A 16,930-nucleotide genomic window follows, 5' to 3' on the forward strand; every position below is an offset into this window, starting at 1 on the left:
ACAGCAAAAAAATGAAGTTAACATCATTGGCCGCATGATGTTAACTTCATTGCAACTACGATGTTAACTAACTGCATGGCACACAGTTAACTTCATCGCAGCAATACTATCAACTCTTACACGTAAGTCTCAAGCAGTTTCACTCTCCCGCCTTCCGGCACGATTGTTACTTCCTGAACAGCAGCAGGCAAAAGCACCGTTTCCCCCGCACGCAGAGTTATTTCGTTCTGATTGTCATCCGTCAGACGGCAAGCACCTTCCACGCAAATAAAAATAACGAATGAGTCCAGTTCCGAATAGTCACAAGTGATTTCTTCCGTCATATCATACACGGAAGTAGTGAAGTAAGGACTTGCTACCATTTCAACGGGCTCATTCTGGATACGCTCGTATTCCGTACGGAAATCGTCTTGCACATCGGAAAAATTAATGGCATCCATCGCCTGGCTGGTATGCAAATCACGGGATTTACCATCCTTATCTTTGCGATTGTAATCGAAGATACGATAAGTTATATCGGAAGTCTGTTGAATTTCCGCAACAAATGCTCCGGCTCCGATACCATGTACGCGACCGGCAGGTACATAAAACACATCCCCCGGTTCTATTGTGCAAGTCTGAAGTACTTCGGCAAACGTTCCGTTGTGCACTCTGTCTTTATACTCCTTCGGAGTTATCTCCTCGGAAAAACCGGAAATCAGTTTCGCGCCTTTGTCCGCGGCAATCACATACCACATCTCGTTTTTACCGAAACTGTTATGACGCTTCTTGGCAAGTTCGTCACCCGGATGCACCTGAATGGATAAATCCAATTTGGCATCAATAAATTTTATCAATAGCGGGAATTTACTTCCAAACCGCGCATAGTTTGCTTCACCCACCAACTCGTCTTTATATTTACGAACCATTTCGGGCAAAGTATACCCTTTGTCCGCACCATTGGCTACTACCGATTCACTACCTTCTACCGCTGAAACTTCCCAACTCTCACCTACATTCGGCAGAGTTTCATCCAAGTGTTTGAATGGGATAATCTTGTCGCCACCCCAAAGTGTCTGTTTCAGGATAGGCTCAAATTTTAGAGGATACATTCGTTGTTTTTAATTAGTACAATTCAATACTGTTACAATACTTTTTCAGATTAACGCGACAAACATACAAAAAATATCAATTTGTATTCTAATTGTTAAACGCTAAACTTTCATAAAATGTTCTCTACATTTCTTCTCAATTACTTGGGGGAACAAAAGAATTTCTCTTTATTTGCAAGAAAATTAAATAATACCATGAATATGATAGACACTGCTCCAACAGAAAGTAATTTGTCCGGTTTGGACAGAAAAAACTTTCAGAAGAATATAAACAGCAAGAAAACAGATTTATATATCCTCAAAAACGCTTTGGGCATGGAAGTGGCGGTAACCAACTACGGTTGTGCAATTCTTTCGATTATGGTGCCCGACAAAAACGGAAAATATGCCAATGTTATTTTAGGCCATGACAGTATAGAGCATGTAATCAACAGTCCCGAACCTTTCTTAAGTACCACGGTAGGCCGTTACGGTAACCGAATTGCCAATGGAAAATTCACTTTATACGGCGAGGAGCATCAATTGACCGTTAACAACGGCCCCAATTCACTGCACGGCGGACCAACCGGCTTTCACGCCCGTGTATGGGATGCGGTTCAGCCCAATGAATCGACCGTCATTTTCAATTACACATCCGCCGACGGCGAAGAGGGCTTTCCCGGAACTTTGGAAGTAGAAATGACTTATCGTCTAGAAGATGAGACAAACGCCCTGGTTATAGAATACCGGGCTACAACCGATAAAGCTACTGTTGTTAATTTAACCAATCACGGTTTCTTCAACCTCGCAGGTATTTCCAATCCCTCGCCTACCGTTCTGAATAACATCCTCACTATCAACGCCGATTTTTACGTTCCTATCGATGAAGTGTCCATTCCCACCGGAGAGATTCTGAAAGTGGAAGGTACTCCTATGGATTTCCGTACTCCTCACGCCATCGGCGAGCGTATCGATGATAAATTCCAACAATTGGTAAACGGAGCCGGATATGACCATTGCTATGTATTGAATAAAACGGAAAGCGGTGAATTAAGCCTCGCCGCCACTTGCACAGAGCCCGTAAGCGGACGTACGATGGAAGTGTATACCACAGAAAACGGCGTGCAGCTCTATACAGGAAACTGGCTGGGTGGATTTGCAGGCTCTCATGGAGCAACTTTCCCCGCAAGAAGCGCCGTGTGCTTTGAAGCGCAATGTTTCCCCGATACTCCCAACAAGGCGCATTTCCCATCGGCAGTATTGCTTCCCGGAGACGAATATCAGCAAATTACCATCTATAAATTCGGTGTACAAGAATAGCGCATCAATGAAATAACTAACCTAATTATAAACTTATAAATTTTTCAAAACCATGACACAACAAAAACAGAACGGGAACATCGTTGCCATCATCGTAATGATTTTCTTGTTTGGTATGATTTCATTCGTAACAAACCTGGCTTCACCGATGGGTGACATTTTGAAATTTCAATTTGGCGTACCCAACTGGATGGGCACTCTCGGCGTATTTGCCAACTTCATCGCCTATGCTGTAATGGGATATCCGGCAGGCAATATGCTGCAAAAAATGGGATATAAGAAAACGGCTCTCATTGCCATTACGATAGGATTCGTAGGAGTAGGTATCCAGACGCTTTCCGGTGTGGCCGGCAGCTTCGGTATTTACTTGTTGGGGGCATTCATTGCAGGTTTTTCCATGTGTTTGCTCAATACGGTAGTAAACCCTATGCTTAACTCCCTTGGCGGCGGTGGAAACAAAGGCAACCAGCTTATCCAGCTCGGCGGCTCATTCAACTCATTGGCAGGAACTTCCGTAATCATCCTGACCGGTATTCTGATACCTTCCATTACCAATGCCAAAATCAGCGACGTATTCCCTCTGATGTACGCAGCTTTGGCTATATTCGCATTCGCATTCATCGTTATCTTCTTCTCCACCATACCTGAAAAAGAAAAAGCAGAGGTAAAAACCGATTCCACTCATTCTCAATACGGACCTCTGTCATTCCGCCACTTCATATTCGGCGCCATCGGTATCTTTGTTTATGTGGGAATAGAGGTGGGAGTACCCAACGTATTGAACAAATGGTTACAAAATCCGGATTTGGATGTATTGGGTGTAAATGGAGCAGGAGCAGAAGCCATTGCAGGTTCCGTTACCGCTACATACTGGTTGCTGATGTTGGTAGGCCGTCTTATCGGCGCAAGTATCGGTAGCAAGATTTCAGCCAAAGCGATGTTGGGAACGGCTTCTGCCATAGGAATTATCCTGGTTATCTCCGCCATGTTCGCGCCAACAGACTCAATGGTAAATATGCCGGTATTCAAAAACAGTTCCGAAGGAATGTTCGGACTCGTACATGTGCCTGTCAATGCGATGTTCCTTGCGTTAGTCGGACTTTGTACATCCATCATGTGGGGTGGAATCTTCAACCTTGCCGTAGAAGGATTAGGTAAATATACGGAAAAAGCTTCCGGAATCTTCATGGTTCTTGTTTGCGGCGGTGGTATCCTGCCTCTATTGCAAAACGCCATTGTTGACTGGAATGACGGAATCGGCTACCTCACAAGTTATTGGCTGATTGTAGTGGCCCTCGCCTATCTGCTTTATTATGCACTGATAGGTTGCAAGAACGTAAACAAGGATATTAAAGTTGATTGATAGATAAATACAGGTAATTAGATTTATTCACCTTAAAAAACAATATCATGGATATAGAATACGTAAGAAGCCGTTTCATCAAGCATTTTGACGGAACAACAGGAGCTGTTTATGCTTCTCCGGGTCGCATCAACTTAATCGGTGAGCATACCGACTATAACGGTGGTTTTGTATTCCCCGGAGCAATCGACAAAGGTATGATTGCAGAAGTGAAACCCAATGGCACAAACACAGTCAAAGCTTATTCCATTGATTTGAAAGATTATGTGGAATTCGGTCTGAACGAAGAAGACGCTCCCCGCGCCAGCTGGGCAAGATATATTTTCGGTGTATGCCGCGAAATGATTAAACGCGGTGTAGAAGTGAAAGGATTCAATACCGCTTTTGCAGGCGATGTGCCTTTGGGTGCAGGTATGTCCTCTTCCGCTGCATTGGAAAGTACTTATGCTTATGCATTGAACGACCTGTTCGGCGACAATAAAATCGACAAATTCGAATTGGCTAAAATAGGTCAGGCTACGGAACACAACTACTGCGGCGTTAACTGTGGCATCATGGACCAGTTTGCTTCCGTATTCGGTAAAAAAGGCAGCCTTATCCGTCTGGATTGCCGCTCGCTGGAATATCAGTACTTCCCGTTCGAGCCGAAAGGCTACCGCTTGGTACTGGTAGACTCCGTAGTAAAACACGAACTTGCTTCGTCCGCATACAACAAGCGTCGTCAAAGCTGCGAGGCTGCCGTTGCCGCTATCCAGAAAAAACACCCGCATGTGGAATTCCTGCGTGACTGCAACATGGAAATGCTCGAAGAAGCCAAAGCCGAAATCAGCGCGGAAGACTTTATGCGCGCAGAATACGTGATTGAAGAAATCCAACGCGTGCTCGATGTTTGCGATGCTTTGGAAAAAGGCGATTACGAAACGGTAGGCCAGAAGATGTACGAAACACATCATGGCATGAGTAAACTGTATGAAGTAAGCTGCGAAGAACTCGACTTCCTGAATGACCTTGCTTTTGATTGCGGCGTAACCGGTTCGCGTGTTATGGGCGGCGGCTTCGGCGGTTGCACCATCAACCTCGTTAAAGAAGAACTGTACAGCACCTTTATCGAAAGAGCCAAAGAGGAATTCAAGAAGAAATTCAACAGAAGCCCGAAGGTTTACGATGTCGTAATCAGCGACGGTGCACGCAGATTAGAATAAACAAATCAAAAAGCGATAAAGCGATAGGGTGATAAAGTGGTTTTCCACAGTATCACCCTATTTTTGTCGCTTGCATCCATCCTGCTACTTTATCACTATACGCCCTTTTTTATGCAGTGCAACAGTTTCCAAAGAGCGTACCCCACATTTTAACAATAAAACGTTGATGTAAATAACAAGCGGAAAGTTATTGTACATCCGCCGGAAGCACAAGCCCGAAAGGCCGTAGGAAAAATTATTACTTCCTTACGGATAACAGGCCTTAATTCCTTTTAAAACCCCGGCAAAGTGAAATCAGTACCTCTCAAAGAGATAAAAATCAATAAAGAAGTTCTGAAAATAAAACTCCCCGCCCAATCGGTTGTTACCCTTGAGTTACAGTAAATCAACCGCAAAGACTTATTGTAATTAAAACAAGAAGCGGGTGACGGGTGCAAGAAAAAAGAGCGACTTTCTATGTTGCGGATTAGACATAAAGAGTTATCTTTGTCCTGTTAAAATTAACAAGCAAGAAATCAACCCGCTTAAAGAGTATTCAAATTATAATTATTTTAATAATATGAACGACAAGAAACTTATGAACCTTGCAGCGGACAACATCCGTATCCTTGCTGCTTCTATGGTCGAAAAAGCCAACTCCGGACATCCCGGTGGCGCTATGGGTGGTGCCGACTTTGTGAATGTACTCTTCTCCGAGTTCTTAGTATACGATCCTGAGAATCCCGCCTGGGAAGGTCGCGACCGCTTCTTCCTTGACCCGGGACACATGTCACCGATGCTTTATTCCACATTGGCGCTGGCAGGCAAGTTCACGCTGGATGAGCTGAAAGAGTTCCGTCAATGGGGCAGCCCCACTCCGGGACATCCCGAACGCGACATCATGCACGGCATTGAAAACACCTCCGGCCCGTTGGGACAAGGACACACCTTTGCCGTCGGAGCAGCCATCGCCGCCAAGTTCATGAAGGCTCGTTTTGAAGAAGTAATGAACCAGACTATTTACGCATATATCTCCGACGGTGGTATTCAGGAAGAAATTTCACAGGGCGCAGGCCGTATTGCCGGTGCGCTGGGTCTGGACAACCTCATCATGTTCTATGACGCCAACGACATCCAGCTTTCCACCGAAACGAAAGATGTAACCATCGAAGATACCGCCAAGAAATACGAGGCATGGGGCTGGAAAGTCATCAAAATCGACGGTAACGACGCAGATGCCATCCGCGGTGCACTCAACGAAGCTAAAGCCGAGGCAGAGCGTCCTACACTGATTATCGGCCATACCGTTATGGGTAAAGGCGCGCGCAAGGCGGACGGCAGCAGCTATGAAGCCAACTGCGCTACCCACGGCGCTCCTTTAGGCGGCGACGCTTACGTAAACACAATCAAGAATCTGGGTGGTAACCCGGAAAATCCGTTCACAGTCTTCCCGGAAGTGGCCGAACTTTACGCTAAACGCGCTGCCGAATTGAAGAGCATCATGGCAAAGAAATATGCAGTCAAAGCCGCATGGGCAAAAGCCAATCCTGAAAAAGCGGCCAAACTGGAACTGTTCTTCTCCGGCAAGGCTCCCGAAGTGAACTGGGCTGCTATCGAGCAGAAAGCCAACGTGGCTACACGTGCCGCATCGGCCACCGTGCTCGGCGCTCTTGCCACTCAGGTAGAGAACATGGTTGTCGCTTCCGCCGACTTGTCCAACTCCGACAAGACCGACGGTTTCTTGAAAAAGACTCACGCCTTTAAGAAAGGCGATTTCAGCGGCGCATTCTTCCAGGCAGGCGTATCGGAACTGACAATGGCATGCTGCTGTATCGGTATGGCGCTGCACGGCGGTATCATCCCCGCTTGCGGAACATTCTTCGTATTCTCCGACTATATGAAGCCTGCCGTACGTATGGCTGCCCTGATGGAAATTCCCGTAAAATTCATCTGGACACACGACGCATTCCGCGTAGGAGAAGACGGTCCTACTCACGAACCGGTAGAACAGGAAGCACAAATCCGCCTGATGGAAAAACTGAAGAACCACAAGGGACATAACTCTATGCTGGTACTTCGTCCCGCCGATGCGGAAGAAACAACCATAGCATGGAAACTCGCAATGGATAATATGTCTACTCCGACAGCTTTGATATTCTCCCGCCAGAACATCGTCAACCTGCCCGCAGGCAACGATTACAGTCAGGCGGCCAAAGGCGCTTACATCGTAGCAGGCTCGGACGAGAATCCGGACATCACCCTCGTCGCTTCAGGTTCCGAAGTGGCTACGCTGGTGGCAGGTGCGGAACTGCTACGTAAAGACGGTATCAAACTGCGTATCGTATCCGCTCCGTCCGAAGGACTGTTCCGCAGTCAGGCTCCGGGCTATCAGGAAAGCATTATTCCGGCAGACGCAAAAGTATTCGGTCTGACCGCCGGCCTGCCCGTTACGCTGGAAGGCTTGGTAGGTGCCCACGGTAAGGTTTGGGGACTGGAATCGTTCGGTTTCTCCGCTCCTTACAAAGTATTGGACGAAAAACTGGGCTTTACGGCAGAGAACGTATACAAGCAGGTAAAAGCAATGATTTAATAAACAGGCGATAAAACGGTAAGGTGATAAAACGATGAAACTGTCACCTGCCGTTTTATCACTTATCACTCTATCACTTTATTTTTATATGAAAACTATTGGACTTTGTTCCGACCACGCCGGATTCGAACTGAAAGAGTACGTTCGCGGTTGGCTGGAAGTAAAAGGCTGGCCTTACAAAGATTACGGAACCTACTCCGCCGAGAGTTGCGATTATCCCGACTTCGCCCACCAATTGGCACAAGCTGTCGAGGCAGGCGAATGTTATCCGGGAATTGCCATCTGCGGTAGCGGAAACGGCATCAACATGACACTCAACAAACATCAAGGCGTTCGTGCCGCCCTTTGCTGGACTGCGGAAATCGCTCATCTGGCACGCCAGCATAATGATGCCAATGTCCTTGTCATGCCGGGTCGTTTCATCGGCACGGAAGAGGCGGATATGATTATGACCGAATTCTTCAACACCGCGTTTGAGGGTGGACGTCACCAACGGAGAATAGACAAGATACCGGTACAAGGATAATCTCCGGAATAAGGGAAGCCCTTAACCTGTTATTTTCATCTCGCGAGACGGAATTATTCATCCCGTGAAATGAAAAAAATCATCCTGTGAGACGATTTATTTCCTCTCACAGGATGATTTTTTTCATCTTAGGGGACGGATTTCCTATTATTCTTAAATCATAATAAAGTCTTCTGAATCCCTAAGATTTACCGATAGAAAGATTTTTATATCAATGATGTATATCCAAAGATTGTTTTCTGTAAAAGGAAAAGTAATGTAACATATAAAACACGATATGAAACATCAGGAATACCTGTTGTTACGTACAATCATGGAATAGAATCAAATAATTCACTGTTTATGCCGAGGATGGCTTACCTTTGCCATTAGAAAAACGAATCGTGATTAACCATTTTACTTGTAAACCATGAAAAAGATTTTTTTATCATTCTGTCTCTCATTCATCAGCCTTATGGCTTTCTCGGCAGACCGATTTATAGTATTTAAACCGGACGGCGACTGTTTCCCGTTAGCAACCGATGGGAAGCCTTGTCCCATTATCATCGATGCTGATGAAGAACCGGGAGTAAAAATGGCCGTAGACAACCTGCAACAGGATATCTTCAGCGTATGCGGAACTAAACCCGAGATTAGTACACACGCAAATAGCCGATATGCCGTTTTAGTCGGAACATACCGGTCTCCGCTGATACAACGCCTTTTGTCTTCCGGCAAATTAGAGAAAAAAGAATTGGAAGGCAAGAGAGAAAAGTATCTCCTGCAGACCGTATTTTCTCCTTGCGACGGAGTGGAAAAAGCACTTGTCATTGCCGGCAGCGACAAACGCGGAGCTATCTACGGCATTTACGAACTATCCGGACAAATAGGCGTATCCCCCTGGTATTGGTGGGCGGACGTACCTGTACACAAACACAAACATATCTATATAAAACCGGGTATATATACAGACGGTGAACCTAAAGTAGAGTACCGTGGTATTTTCATTAACGACGAGTGGCCGTGCATGGGAAACTGGGCAAAAGAAAAATTCGGCGACTTCAACAGCACATTTTATAAGCATGTTTTCGAATTGGTATTACGTTTGAAGGGTAATTTTATGTGGCCTGCAATGTGGGGAAGCGCTTTTTATGACGATGACCCGCAGAACGGCGTATTGGCCCACACCATGGGAGTCGTGATGGGAACTTCTCATCACGAGCCTATGGCCTTGGCGCAACAAGATTGGAAACGGCGCGGCAAAGGAGCATGGGACTATACACAAAACAAGAAAGGTCTCAATGATTTCTGGACTTACGGCATAGAACGCGCCAAAAACTGGGAATCCGTAATCACCATAGGAATGCGCGGCGACGGCGATGAACCGATGAGCGAAGGCGCCAATATCTCATTATTGGAGAATATAGTGAAAGATCAGCGCGAAATCATTGAGAAAGTGACAGGTAAAAAGGCTGATAAAACGCCACAGGTATGGGCGCTTTATAAAGAAGTGCAAGACTATTATGACAAAGGAATGCGTGTTCCGGACGACGTTACCCTGCTGTTGTGCGATGACAACTGGGGCAATGTACGAAAACTGCCACGCCCGGATGAGAAGCCGCGTACCGGCGGATACGGCATGTACTACCATTTCGACTATGTGGGCGCCCCCCGAAATTCCAAATGGATTAACATCAACCCCATTCCCCGTATCTGGGAGCAAATGCATCTGACTTACGAATATGGCGTACGCAAGTTATGGATAGTCAACGTAGGTGATTTGAAACCTATGGAATACCCCATCACCTTCTTCCTGGACATGGCATGGAACCCCGACAAATTCAATGCCCAAAACCTGCAACAGCATGCAGAAGAATTCTGCGCCCGGCAATTCGGCCGCACATATGCCAAAGAAGCGGCACGCATTCTTTCTCTTTATGCCAAATACAACCGCCGGGTCACTCCCGAAATGCTGAATGCCAAAACGTACAGCTTCAATTACGGCGAATGGGAACGTGTCGTCAATGAATACAATACGTTGGCGCTGGATGCGCACAACCTCGGTTTCTTGTTGCCATCAGAATACAGAAACGCTTACGACCAGCTTATTTCGTTCCCGGTTCAAGCATGTTCAAACCTATATAATATGTATTATGCCCAAGCCAAGAACCAAGCGTTGGCAGCCAAAAAAGATCCGGAAGCAAATTACTGGGCGGATAAAGTGGCATCCTGCTTTCAACGCGACTCCATCTTGACCGATTATTATCATAAGACAATAGCCGACGGAAAGTGGAATCACCTTATGAGCCAGATTCATATCGGCTATACTTCCTGGAACAATCCGGAAAAACGAACCATGCCCAAAATAACCCGTGTACCCGAACGTTCCGTTCCTTATACGTTTAAAGAAACGAAAGGATATGTATCTATCGAAGCCGGGCACTTCACACGCGCCGTCAGTGAAGGTAAAACCACATGGAGCATCATTCCCGGATTCGGAAAGACACTATCGGGCATCACCACCCTTCCCGTCACCCTGACACCGGAGAAGATGTATCTGGAGTATGACATAGAAATGGAAAAGACCGGAAACGTACGGGTAGAACTCTTACTTGCTCCTACCCTGAACTTCAACGAGAACAAAGGATTGAGTTATGCAGTCAGTTTTGACGGCGGGAAAGAGCAAATCATCAATTTCAACGGTCATTATACCGGAGAGTTGGGCAAATGGCAGTCCAATCCGATTATCGAATCCCGCTCAATCCATCAATTAACTAAAAAAGGCATGCACACGTTGCGTATCCGTCCGTTGAATCCGGGTATCGTTATCGAAAAGATTCTGATTCACGCAGGCGGACTGAAACCGAGTTATCTGGGTGCGCCGGAAACGCTGAAACCTCTCTGAATCTCCAATGTATCATAGAGGGAACCATTTCAGTCAATTATTACACACTTTCAATCAAAAACTAACCTTTGTCATTTGGAGAGTTTTCCTACTTTTGTCAACGTAATCTAATTACCATTTAAGAACATAAAAGAAAAACGCATGAAGAAAGTAATCGGAATCATCTCCCTGCTTCTATCGGTAACTTTGGCAACTGCCAATCCGATAGATTTTGACAAAGCTTTCAAGGAAAGCGCCAACATCGAAAAACAAATCAAGAGGACGTCTTTCCCCGACCGCACCTATCTCATCACAGATTTTGGCGCAAAGCCCGATACGCCGGATGAACCTTGTCATGAGGCTATCAACCAGGCCATCGTAACATGCAGCCTGAACGGTGGCGGAACAGTCGTAGTACCCAAAGGGACTTTCCATACCGGCCCTGTCACCTTAAAGAGCAATGTGAATTTTCATGTGGAAGAAGGTGCCGTATTGAAATTCTCCACCGACCAAAGCCTTTACTTTCCCGCCGTCATTACCCGCTGGGAAGGTTTGGACTGCTATAATGCCCGTCCGCTGATATATGCGTACGGCGAAACCAACATCGCCATTACCGGTAAAGGTACAATTGACGGACAAGGTTCCAATGAAACCTGGTGGTCTATGTGCGGCGCTCCACGCTACGGCTGGAAAGAAGGGATGGTTGCCCAACGCAACGGCGGACGCGAACGTCTGTTGATGTATGGCGAGACCTCTACTCCCATATACAAACGCATCATGAAGCCCGAAGACGGTATGCGCCCGCAACTCATCAACCTCTATTCCTGCAATACAGTATTAATAGAAGATGTAACCCTGCTGAACTCTCCGTTCTGGGTTATCCACCCGTTGTTTTGCGAAAGCCTCATCGTACGTGGTGTACACGTTTTCAACCGTGGTCCCAACGGAGACGGCTGCGACCCGGAATCTTGCAAAAACGTGCTGATAGAAAACTGTACTTTCGATACGGGTGACGACTGTATAGCTATTAAATCCGGACGTAACCAAGACGGCCGCAAATGGAACATCCCCAGCGAGAATATCATAGTACGCGGCTGTTTCATGAAAAACGGTCATGGCGGTGTAGTCATCGGCAGCGAAATATCCGGTGGTTACCGTAACCTGTTCGTAGAGAACTGCCGCATGGACAGTCCGGATTTGGATCGCGTAATCCGCATCAAGACCAGTACTTGCCGAGGCGGACTGATAGAGAATGTATTTGTGCGTAACGTCACTGTCGGCCAGTGTCGCGAAGCCGTACTCCGCATCAATCTGCAATACGAAAACCGTGAAAAGTGTAACCGTGGCTATGCTCCTACCGTACGCAACGTACACCTCAAAAATGTAACCTGCGAAAAGAGTAAGCTCGGTGTCCTCATCATCGGACTCGACGATGATAAACACGTTTATAACGTAAGTGTGGAAGACTCCCGCTTTAACAATGTGGAAAAAGGCGGTAATCAAATAAAAGGAGCAAAAGACATTACGTTCAAGAATTTATATATAAACGGAGAACTTGTAAAGTAAGACAACCACATTTTCATATAGTTCAGCCCGGAACCTTTACATTGTGACAAAAAGCAATAAAGATTCCGGGCTATTTATTCCCCTTGTTTTCTTATTTTTAGCAAATAAGTTGCATATTGTCTTTAAATAAAAACTATCTTTGTACTTCAATAATCCGGAACTCAGAATGATATGGAGCAATTAAATACCATAAAAGAGCTTATCAATCAGGGAAATGTAGAGCAGGCTATCCTCCAGCTTGACGAAATACTTCAAACCGATTTTCCCGAAAAAGACGAAGCCTATTACCTCCGGGGGAATGCTTACCGCAAGCAGAGCAACTGGCAGCAGGCGCTGAATAACTACCAATATGCCATTGACCTCAATCCGGACAGTCCCGCCCGGCAAGCCCGCAACATGGTGATGGATATTCTGAACTTCTTTCATAAGGATATGTACAATCAATAAATAAAAGAACGTAAATTATGGCAAAAATCAAAGGAGCAATCGTAGTAGACACCGAACGTTGCAAAGGCTGCAACCTGTGTGCCGTGGCTTGTCCGCTCAATGTAATAGCCCTCACCAAAGAGGTGAATGTAAAAGGGTATAACTATGCCCACCAGATATTGGAAGATACCTGTAACGGATGCAGTTCTTGCGCAACCGTATGTCCGGACGGATGTATCTCGGTTTATAAAGTAAAAGTAGAATAAATAAGAAGAATATGGCAGAAGAAGTTGTATTAATGAAAGGAAACGAAGCCATCGCCCACGCAGCCATTCGCTGTGGTGCCGACGGATACTTCGGCTATCCTATTACTCCCCAATCGGAAGTATTGGAAACACTTGCCGAACTGAAACCCTGGGAAACCACCGGCATGGTAGTACTCCAGGCAGAAAGTGAAGTGGCAGCTATTAATATGGTATACGGTGGCGCCGGAAGCGGAAAAATGGTAATGACCTCTTCATCCAGCCCCGGCGTCAGCCTCAAGCAGGAAGGAATTTCCTACATTGCAGGAGCCGAATTGCCGTGCCTGATTGTAAACGTGATGCGCGGCGGTCCCGGCCTCGGAACCATTCAGCCGAGTCAGGCCGACTATTTCCAGACCGTAAAAGGCGGCGGTCACGGTGACTATCGTCTCATCGCCCTTGCCCCTGCTTCCGTGCAGGAAATGGCGGACTTCGTAAGTTTGGGTTTTGAACTTGCCTTCAAGTACCGTAACCCGGCTATCATCCTTGCCGACGGTGTAATCGGTCAGATGATGGAAAAAGTAGTGCTCCCCGTACAGAAGCCTCGCCGTACGGATGCCGAAGTTATCGAGCAATGCCCGTGGGCCACTACCGGCAGAACCAACGGCCGCAAGCCCAATGTCATTACCTCTCTGGAACTGAAACCGGAAGAAATGGAGAAAAACAATATCCGTTTCCAAGCCAAATACAAAGAAATCGAAGAAAACGAAGTACGTTTCGAAGAGATTCACTGCGACGATGCCGAATACCTGATTGTAGCGTTCGGCTCTATGGCACGTATCGGCCAGAAGGCCATGGAACTGGCTCGTGAAGAGGGTATCAAAGTCGGAATGCTTCGTCCTATCACCCTGTGGCCGTTCCCGACCAAAGCCATTGCCGCCTATGCCGACAAAGTAAAAGGTATGCTGGTCACCGAGTTGAATGCAGGACAGATGATTGAGGATGTCCGCCTGGCCGTAAACGGAAAAGTGAAAGTGGAACATTTCGGACGCCTCGGCGGTATCGTCCCCGATCCGGATGAGATTGTTACGGCACTTGCCAAATTAAAAAATGAGAATTGAGAAGTAAGAAATCTCAGTAACTCTATTTGTATTTTTTAATTTTTAATTCTCAATTTAAGAAATGAATCCTGATAAAATAAGAAACGTACTGAATATTCTCTTCATGGTACTTGCTCTGGCAGCCATCATCGTATATTTCGTGGCAAAAGACGACTTCAAGCTGTTTATATACGTTTGCGGCGCTGCCATATTCGTCAAGCTCATGGAGTTTTTCATACGGTTCACCAACAGATAAGGAGAAGTGATTATGACAAAAGAAGATATTATCAAACCTGAGAACCTGGTTGCCAAGAAACCGACTCTGATGAACGATAATCCCATGCATTACTGCCCGGGATGCAGCCACGGTGTGGTTCATAAACTGATTGCCGAAGTAATCGAAGAAATGGGACTGGAAGATAAAGCCGTAGGTATCTCCCCTGTGGGATGCGCCGTATTTATCTACAACTATATAGATATCGATTGGCAGGAAGCCGCTCACGGACGTGCTCCCGCACTTGCCACCGCTATCAAGCGCCTGTGGCCGGACCGTCTGGTATTTACCTACCAGGGCGACGGTGATTTGGCCTGTATCGGTACCGCCGAAACAATCCATGCGCTGAACCGCGGCGAGAATATAACCATTGTTTTCATCAACAACGCCATTTACGGTATGACCGGCGGACAAATGGCTCCTACTACCCTTGTGGGCATGAAGACCTCTACCAGCCCCTACGGACGCGACGTGCATTTGCACGGTTATCCTCTGAAGATAGCCGACATTGCCGCCCAACTGGAAGGTACGGCTTACGTCACCCGCCAAAGTGTGGAAACCGTTCCCGCCATCCGCAAGGCGAAGAAAGCTATCCGCAAGGCATTCGAGAACTCCATGGCAGGCAAAGGCTCCAACCTCGTAGAGATTGTTTCCACCTGTAACTCCGGCTGGAAAATGTCTCCGGAAAAATCAAACAAATGGATGCAGGAGAATATGTTCCCCTTCTATCCGTTAGGTGACTTGAAAGATAAATAATGATGCTAAAAACAGAAGAACAATGAAAGAAGAAATCATTATAGCAGGCTTCGGCGGACAAGGTGTATTGTCCATGGGCAAGATTTTGGCATACTCCGGACTGATGGAAGGCAAAGAGGTTACCTGGATGCCGGCATACGGCCCGGAACAACGCGGAGGTACGGCAAACGTAACCGTGATTGTAAGTGACGAGAAAATCTCCTCACCTATTCTGAGCAAATACGACGCGGCTATCATTCTGAACCAACCCTCGCTGGAGAAGTTCGAGAGTAAGGTAAAGTCCGGCGGCGTACTTATCTACGACGGCTACGGCATTATCAACCCGCCCACACGTAAGGATATCCACATTTACCGCATCGACGCTATGGATGCCGCCAATGAGATGAACAACGCCAAAGCATTCAACATGATTGTACTGGGCGGTCTGTTGAAGATTGCTCCGATCGTGACTTTGGAAAACGTTATCAAGGGATTGAAAAAGACACTCCCCGAACGTCATCACCACCTGATACCGATGAATGAAGAGGCCATCAAGCGTGGTATGGAGCTGATTAAAGAGGTATAAAGTACCTAAACTATAAACGGATGATGCTTTCTTAAAGGAAACATCATCCGTTTTTTCTTACCCGCCTATTCGGGGAGTTTTATAATAATAGTCAAGTCTGATACGTTAATGGCCAACATCAGTTATAAGGACAAACTCCCGTATCACGCATCTTGCATCTGGAGTTTGTAATCTTACATATTCCTCTTCCGTTAATTACATCATCTGTCAGATTATCGCAAGTCACTTTATACTTGTCCTTACCACCTGTATTGCCGGTAGCCGCAAGCACTACATAAAGAATAAGAAGCGCGATCGCCACAAATATCAATATCCAGGTAATGGTGAAAACGGCATACGTAGTCAATATCATATAACCCCACCGCCACATCAGTCGCTTCCTGTCCTCGGGTACCGCGCTACGTATTTGATACAAAGCGTAACCAATCAATGCAAGGGCGGAAATCCCCACCAGCCAGCCAATCATATCCTGGCTATCCGAACCGAGCCACTGCGAAAAGACCGCGACAACGCCCAGTACGGCACCTACCCAGTAATAACCCTTTGACTCCGGCACGACATCCACTCCCGACATTTCGTACAAACGGTTGGGAACAAAATTACTCCATTTGGTGAATGACAAGATTACCGCAACAAAAGACAAAACGACAAGTACCAATAATCCGCCGCACAGCGCAGCAAGATTTACCGCTATGTCATAAAAAAGACGCCAGGTTTCCGCTTTCTTATTTTCCGCCCGGCCGCAACTCAGAATACGGCGTACAATGCGCCAAACGGGATAGACCAGGGTCAACGCCACACATATCCCCGCAACCCAATAAAGCTGCGTATCCGCAGGAGTCTCGTCCATAAAAAGCAATGCGCCGGAAAGCAAACCCGCCATCATCATCATAAAACCCAGCACACCTGTTATAATCAATGTACGAAGAGAACGGAAGCTGAATGAAGAGACAATCTCCGTACCCGCTTTCTTATTGAACCAACTTTTTATCTTACCGAACCTCAAAAACAAGAGGCATGAAAAAACAAAGCCGCACAACCCTAATATTTGGGAAAGTAAAGCCAACAATACGATTAAAATTTCCATA

Annotated in this window: 15 protein-coding genes; 13 read left to right on the forward strand and 2 right to left on the reverse strand. The window is 46.4% G+C overall.

The window, feature by feature from the left end; translation table 11 throughout:
• Window positions 1–116: 116 nt before the first annotated feature.
• A complete protein-coding gene (locus I2F54_RS06415) occupies window positions 117–1,091 on the reverse strand; it encodes a type I phosphomannose isomerase catalytic subunit (protein WP_195500782.1) in 975 nt (324 codons plus the stop codon).
• Between the two features lie 201 nt (window positions 1,092–1,292).
• On the opposite strand from I2F54_RS06415, the gene I2F54_RS06420 reads away from it, so the two are divergent.
• The 13 genes from I2F54_RS06420 to I2F54_RS06480 all read left to right on the forward strand — a co-directional run bounded on the left by I2F54_RS06420 (window position 1,293) and on the right by I2F54_RS06480 (window position 15,842).
• Complete coding sequence (locus tag I2F54_RS06420; protein ID WP_195500846.1) at window positions 1,293–2,390, forward strand: aldose epimerase family protein; 1,098 nt, start codon at window positions 1,293–1,295, stop codon at window positions 2,388–2,390.
• A 52-nt stretch (window positions 2,391–2,442) separates the two neighbouring features.
• The gene (locus tag I2F54_RS06425; RefSeq protein WP_009120602.1) at window positions 2,443–3,753 is read left to right on the forward strand and encodes an MFS transporter; all 1,311 of its coding nucleotides are present in this window, start codon (window positions 2,443–2,445) and stop codon (window positions 3,751–3,753) included.
• Window positions 3,754–3,800: 47 nt separating this feature from the next.
• The gene (galK, locus tag I2F54_RS06430) at window positions 3,801–4,955 is read left to right on the forward strand and encodes a galactokinase (RefSeq protein WP_087413060.1); all 1,155 of its coding nucleotides are present in this window, start codon (window positions 3,801–3,803) and stop codon (window positions 4,953–4,955) included.
• Between the two features lie 559 nt (window positions 4,956–5,514).
• The gene (locus I2F54_RS06435; protein ID WP_195500783.1) at window positions 5,515–7,524 is read left to right on the forward strand and encodes a transketolase family protein; all 2,010 of its coding nucleotides are present in this window, start codon (window positions 5,515–5,517) and stop codon (window positions 7,522–7,524) included.
• Window positions 7,525–7,612: 88 nt separating this feature from the next.
• Entirely contained in the window at window positions 7,613–8,050 is a 438-nt protein-coding gene (gene rpiB, locus I2F54_RS06440) for a ribose 5-phosphate isomerase B (protein WP_039950196.1), read from the forward strand.
• Between the two features lie 409 nt (window positions 8,051–8,459).
• Window positions 8,460–10,934, forward strand: a complete 2,475-nt coding sequence (locus I2F54_RS06445; protein WP_195500784.1) for a glycosyl hydrolase 115 family protein — start codon at window positions 8,460–8,462, stop codon at window positions 10,932–10,934.
• A gap of 141 nt (window positions 10,935–11,075) precedes the next feature.
• A complete protein-coding gene (locus I2F54_RS06450) occupies window positions 11,076–12,479 on the forward strand; it encodes a glycoside hydrolase family 28 protein (RefSeq protein ID WP_087425749.1) in 1,404 nt (467 codons plus the stop codon).
• Between the two features lie 171 nt (window positions 12,480–12,650).
• On the forward strand, window positions 12,651–12,926 hold the full coding sequence (locus I2F54_RS06455) for a tetratricopeptide repeat protein (protein WP_009120597.1): 276 nt from the start codon (window positions 12,651–12,653) through the stop codon (window positions 12,924–12,926).
• Between the two features lie 17 nt (window positions 12,927–12,943).
• Window positions 12,944–13,171: a 4Fe-4S dicluster domain-containing protein gene (locus tag I2F54_RS06460; protein WP_009120596.1), complete on the forward strand. Its 228-nt coding sequence runs from the start codon at window positions 12,944–12,946 to the stop codon at window positions 13,169–13,171.
• 11 nt (window positions 13,172–13,182) lie between these two features.
• On the forward strand, window positions 13,183–14,268 hold the full coding sequence (locus tag I2F54_RS06465) for a 3-methyl-2-oxobutanoate dehydrogenase subunit VorB (protein ID WP_009120595.1): 1,086 nt from the start codon (window positions 13,183–13,185) through the stop codon (window positions 14,266–14,268).
• Between the two features lie 61 nt (window positions 14,269–14,329).
• The gene (locus I2F54_RS06470) at window positions 14,330–14,503 is read left to right on the forward strand and encodes a hypothetical protein (protein WP_009120594.1); all 174 of its coding nucleotides are present in this window, start codon (window positions 14,330–14,332) and stop codon (window positions 14,501–14,503) included.
• 12 nt (window positions 14,504–14,515) lie between these two features.
• Window positions 14,516–15,277: a thiamine pyrophosphate-dependent enzyme gene (locus I2F54_RS06475; protein ID WP_009120593.1), complete on the forward strand. Its 762-nt coding sequence runs from the start codon at window positions 14,516–14,518 to the stop codon at window positions 15,275–15,277.
• 22 nt (window positions 15,278–15,299) lie between these two features.
• The gene (locus I2F54_RS06480; RefSeq protein ID WP_195500785.1) at window positions 15,300–15,842 is read left to right on the forward strand and encodes a 2-oxoacid:acceptor oxidoreductase family protein; all 543 of its coding nucleotides are present in this window, start codon (window positions 15,300–15,302) and stop codon (window positions 15,840–15,842) included.
• A gap of 118 nt (window positions 15,843–15,960) precedes the next feature.
• Here the strand turns inward: I2F54_RS06480 and I2F54_RS06485 are convergent, their stop codons facing one another.
• The gene (locus I2F54_RS06485; protein ID WP_195500786.1) at window positions 15,961–16,929 is read right to left on the reverse strand and encodes a hypothetical protein; all 969 of its coding nucleotides are present in this window, start codon (window positions 16,927–16,929) and stop codon (window positions 15,961–15,963) included.
• Window position 16,930 lies beyond the last annotated feature (1 nt).

This window comes from Bacteroides clarus, assembly GCF_015555825.1.
Taxonomy (GTDB): Bacteria; Bacteroidota; Bacteroidia; order Bacteroidales; family Bacteroidaceae; genus Bacteroides; species Bacteroides clarus.

What these genes read in the sequence shown, in the direction of transcription:
- I2F54_RS06475 (WP_009120593.1), top strand. Translation starts at nt 14,516, where the DNA reads ATGACAAAAGAAGATATTATCAAACCTGAGAACCTGGTTGCCAAGAAA.
- I2F54_RS06445 (WP_195500784.1), top strand. Translation starts at nt 8,460, where the DNA reads ATGAAAAAGATTTTTTTATCATTCTGTCTCTCATTCATCAGCCTTATG.
- I2F54_RS06450 (WP_087425749.1), top strand. Translation starts at nt 11,076, where the DNA reads ATGAAGAAAGTAATCGGAATCATCTCCCTGCTTCTATCGGTAACTTTG.
- I2F54_RS06465 (WP_009120595.1), top strand. Translation starts at nt 13,183, where the DNA reads ATGGCAGAAGAAGTTGTATTAATGAAAGGAAACGAAGCCATCGCCCAC.
- I2F54_RS06415 (WP_195500782.1), bottom strand. Translation starts at nt 1,091, where the DNA reads ATGTATCCTCTAAAATTTGAGCCTATCCTGAAACAGACACTTTGGGGT.
- I2F54_RS06435 (WP_195500783.1), top strand. Translation starts at nt 5,515, where the DNA reads ATGAACGACAAGAAACTTATGAACCTTGCAGCGGACAACATCCGTATC.
- I2F54_RS06485 (WP_195500786.1), bottom strand. Translation starts at nt 16,929, where the DNA reads ATGGAAATTTTAATCGTATTGTTGGCTTTACTTTCCCAAATATTAGGG.
- I2F54_RS06480 (WP_195500785.1), top strand. Translation starts at nt 15,300, where the DNA reads ATGAAAGAAGAAATCATTATAGCAGGCTTCGGCGGACAAGGTGTATTG.
- galK (WP_087413060.1), top strand. Translation starts at nt 3,801, where the DNA reads ATGGATATAGAATACGTAAGAAGCCGTTTCATCAAGCATTTTGACGGA.
- I2F54_RS06425 (WP_009120602.1), top strand. Translation starts at nt 2,443, where the DNA reads ATGACACAACAAAAACAGAACGGGAACATCGTTGCCATCATCGTAATG.
- I2F54_RS06420 (WP_195500846.1), top strand. Translation starts at nt 1,293, where the DNA reads ATGATAGACACTGCTCCAACAGAAAGTAATTTGTCCGGTTTGGACAGA.
- I2F54_RS06470 (WP_009120594.1), top strand. Translation starts at nt 14,330, where the DNA reads ATGAATCCTGATAAAATAAGAAACGTACTGAATATTCTCTTCATGGTA.
- rpiB (WP_039950196.1), top strand. Translation starts at nt 7,613, where the DNA reads ATGAAAACTATTGGACTTTGTTCCGACCACGCCGGATTCGAACTGAAA.
- I2F54_RS06460 (WP_009120596.1), top strand. Translation starts at nt 12,944, where the DNA reads ATGGCAAAAATCAAAGGAGCAATCGTAGTAGACACCGAACGTTGCAAA.
- I2F54_RS06455 (WP_009120597.1), top strand. Translation starts at nt 12,651, where the DNA reads ATGGAGCAATTAAATACCATAAAAGAGCTTATCAATCAGGGAAATGTA.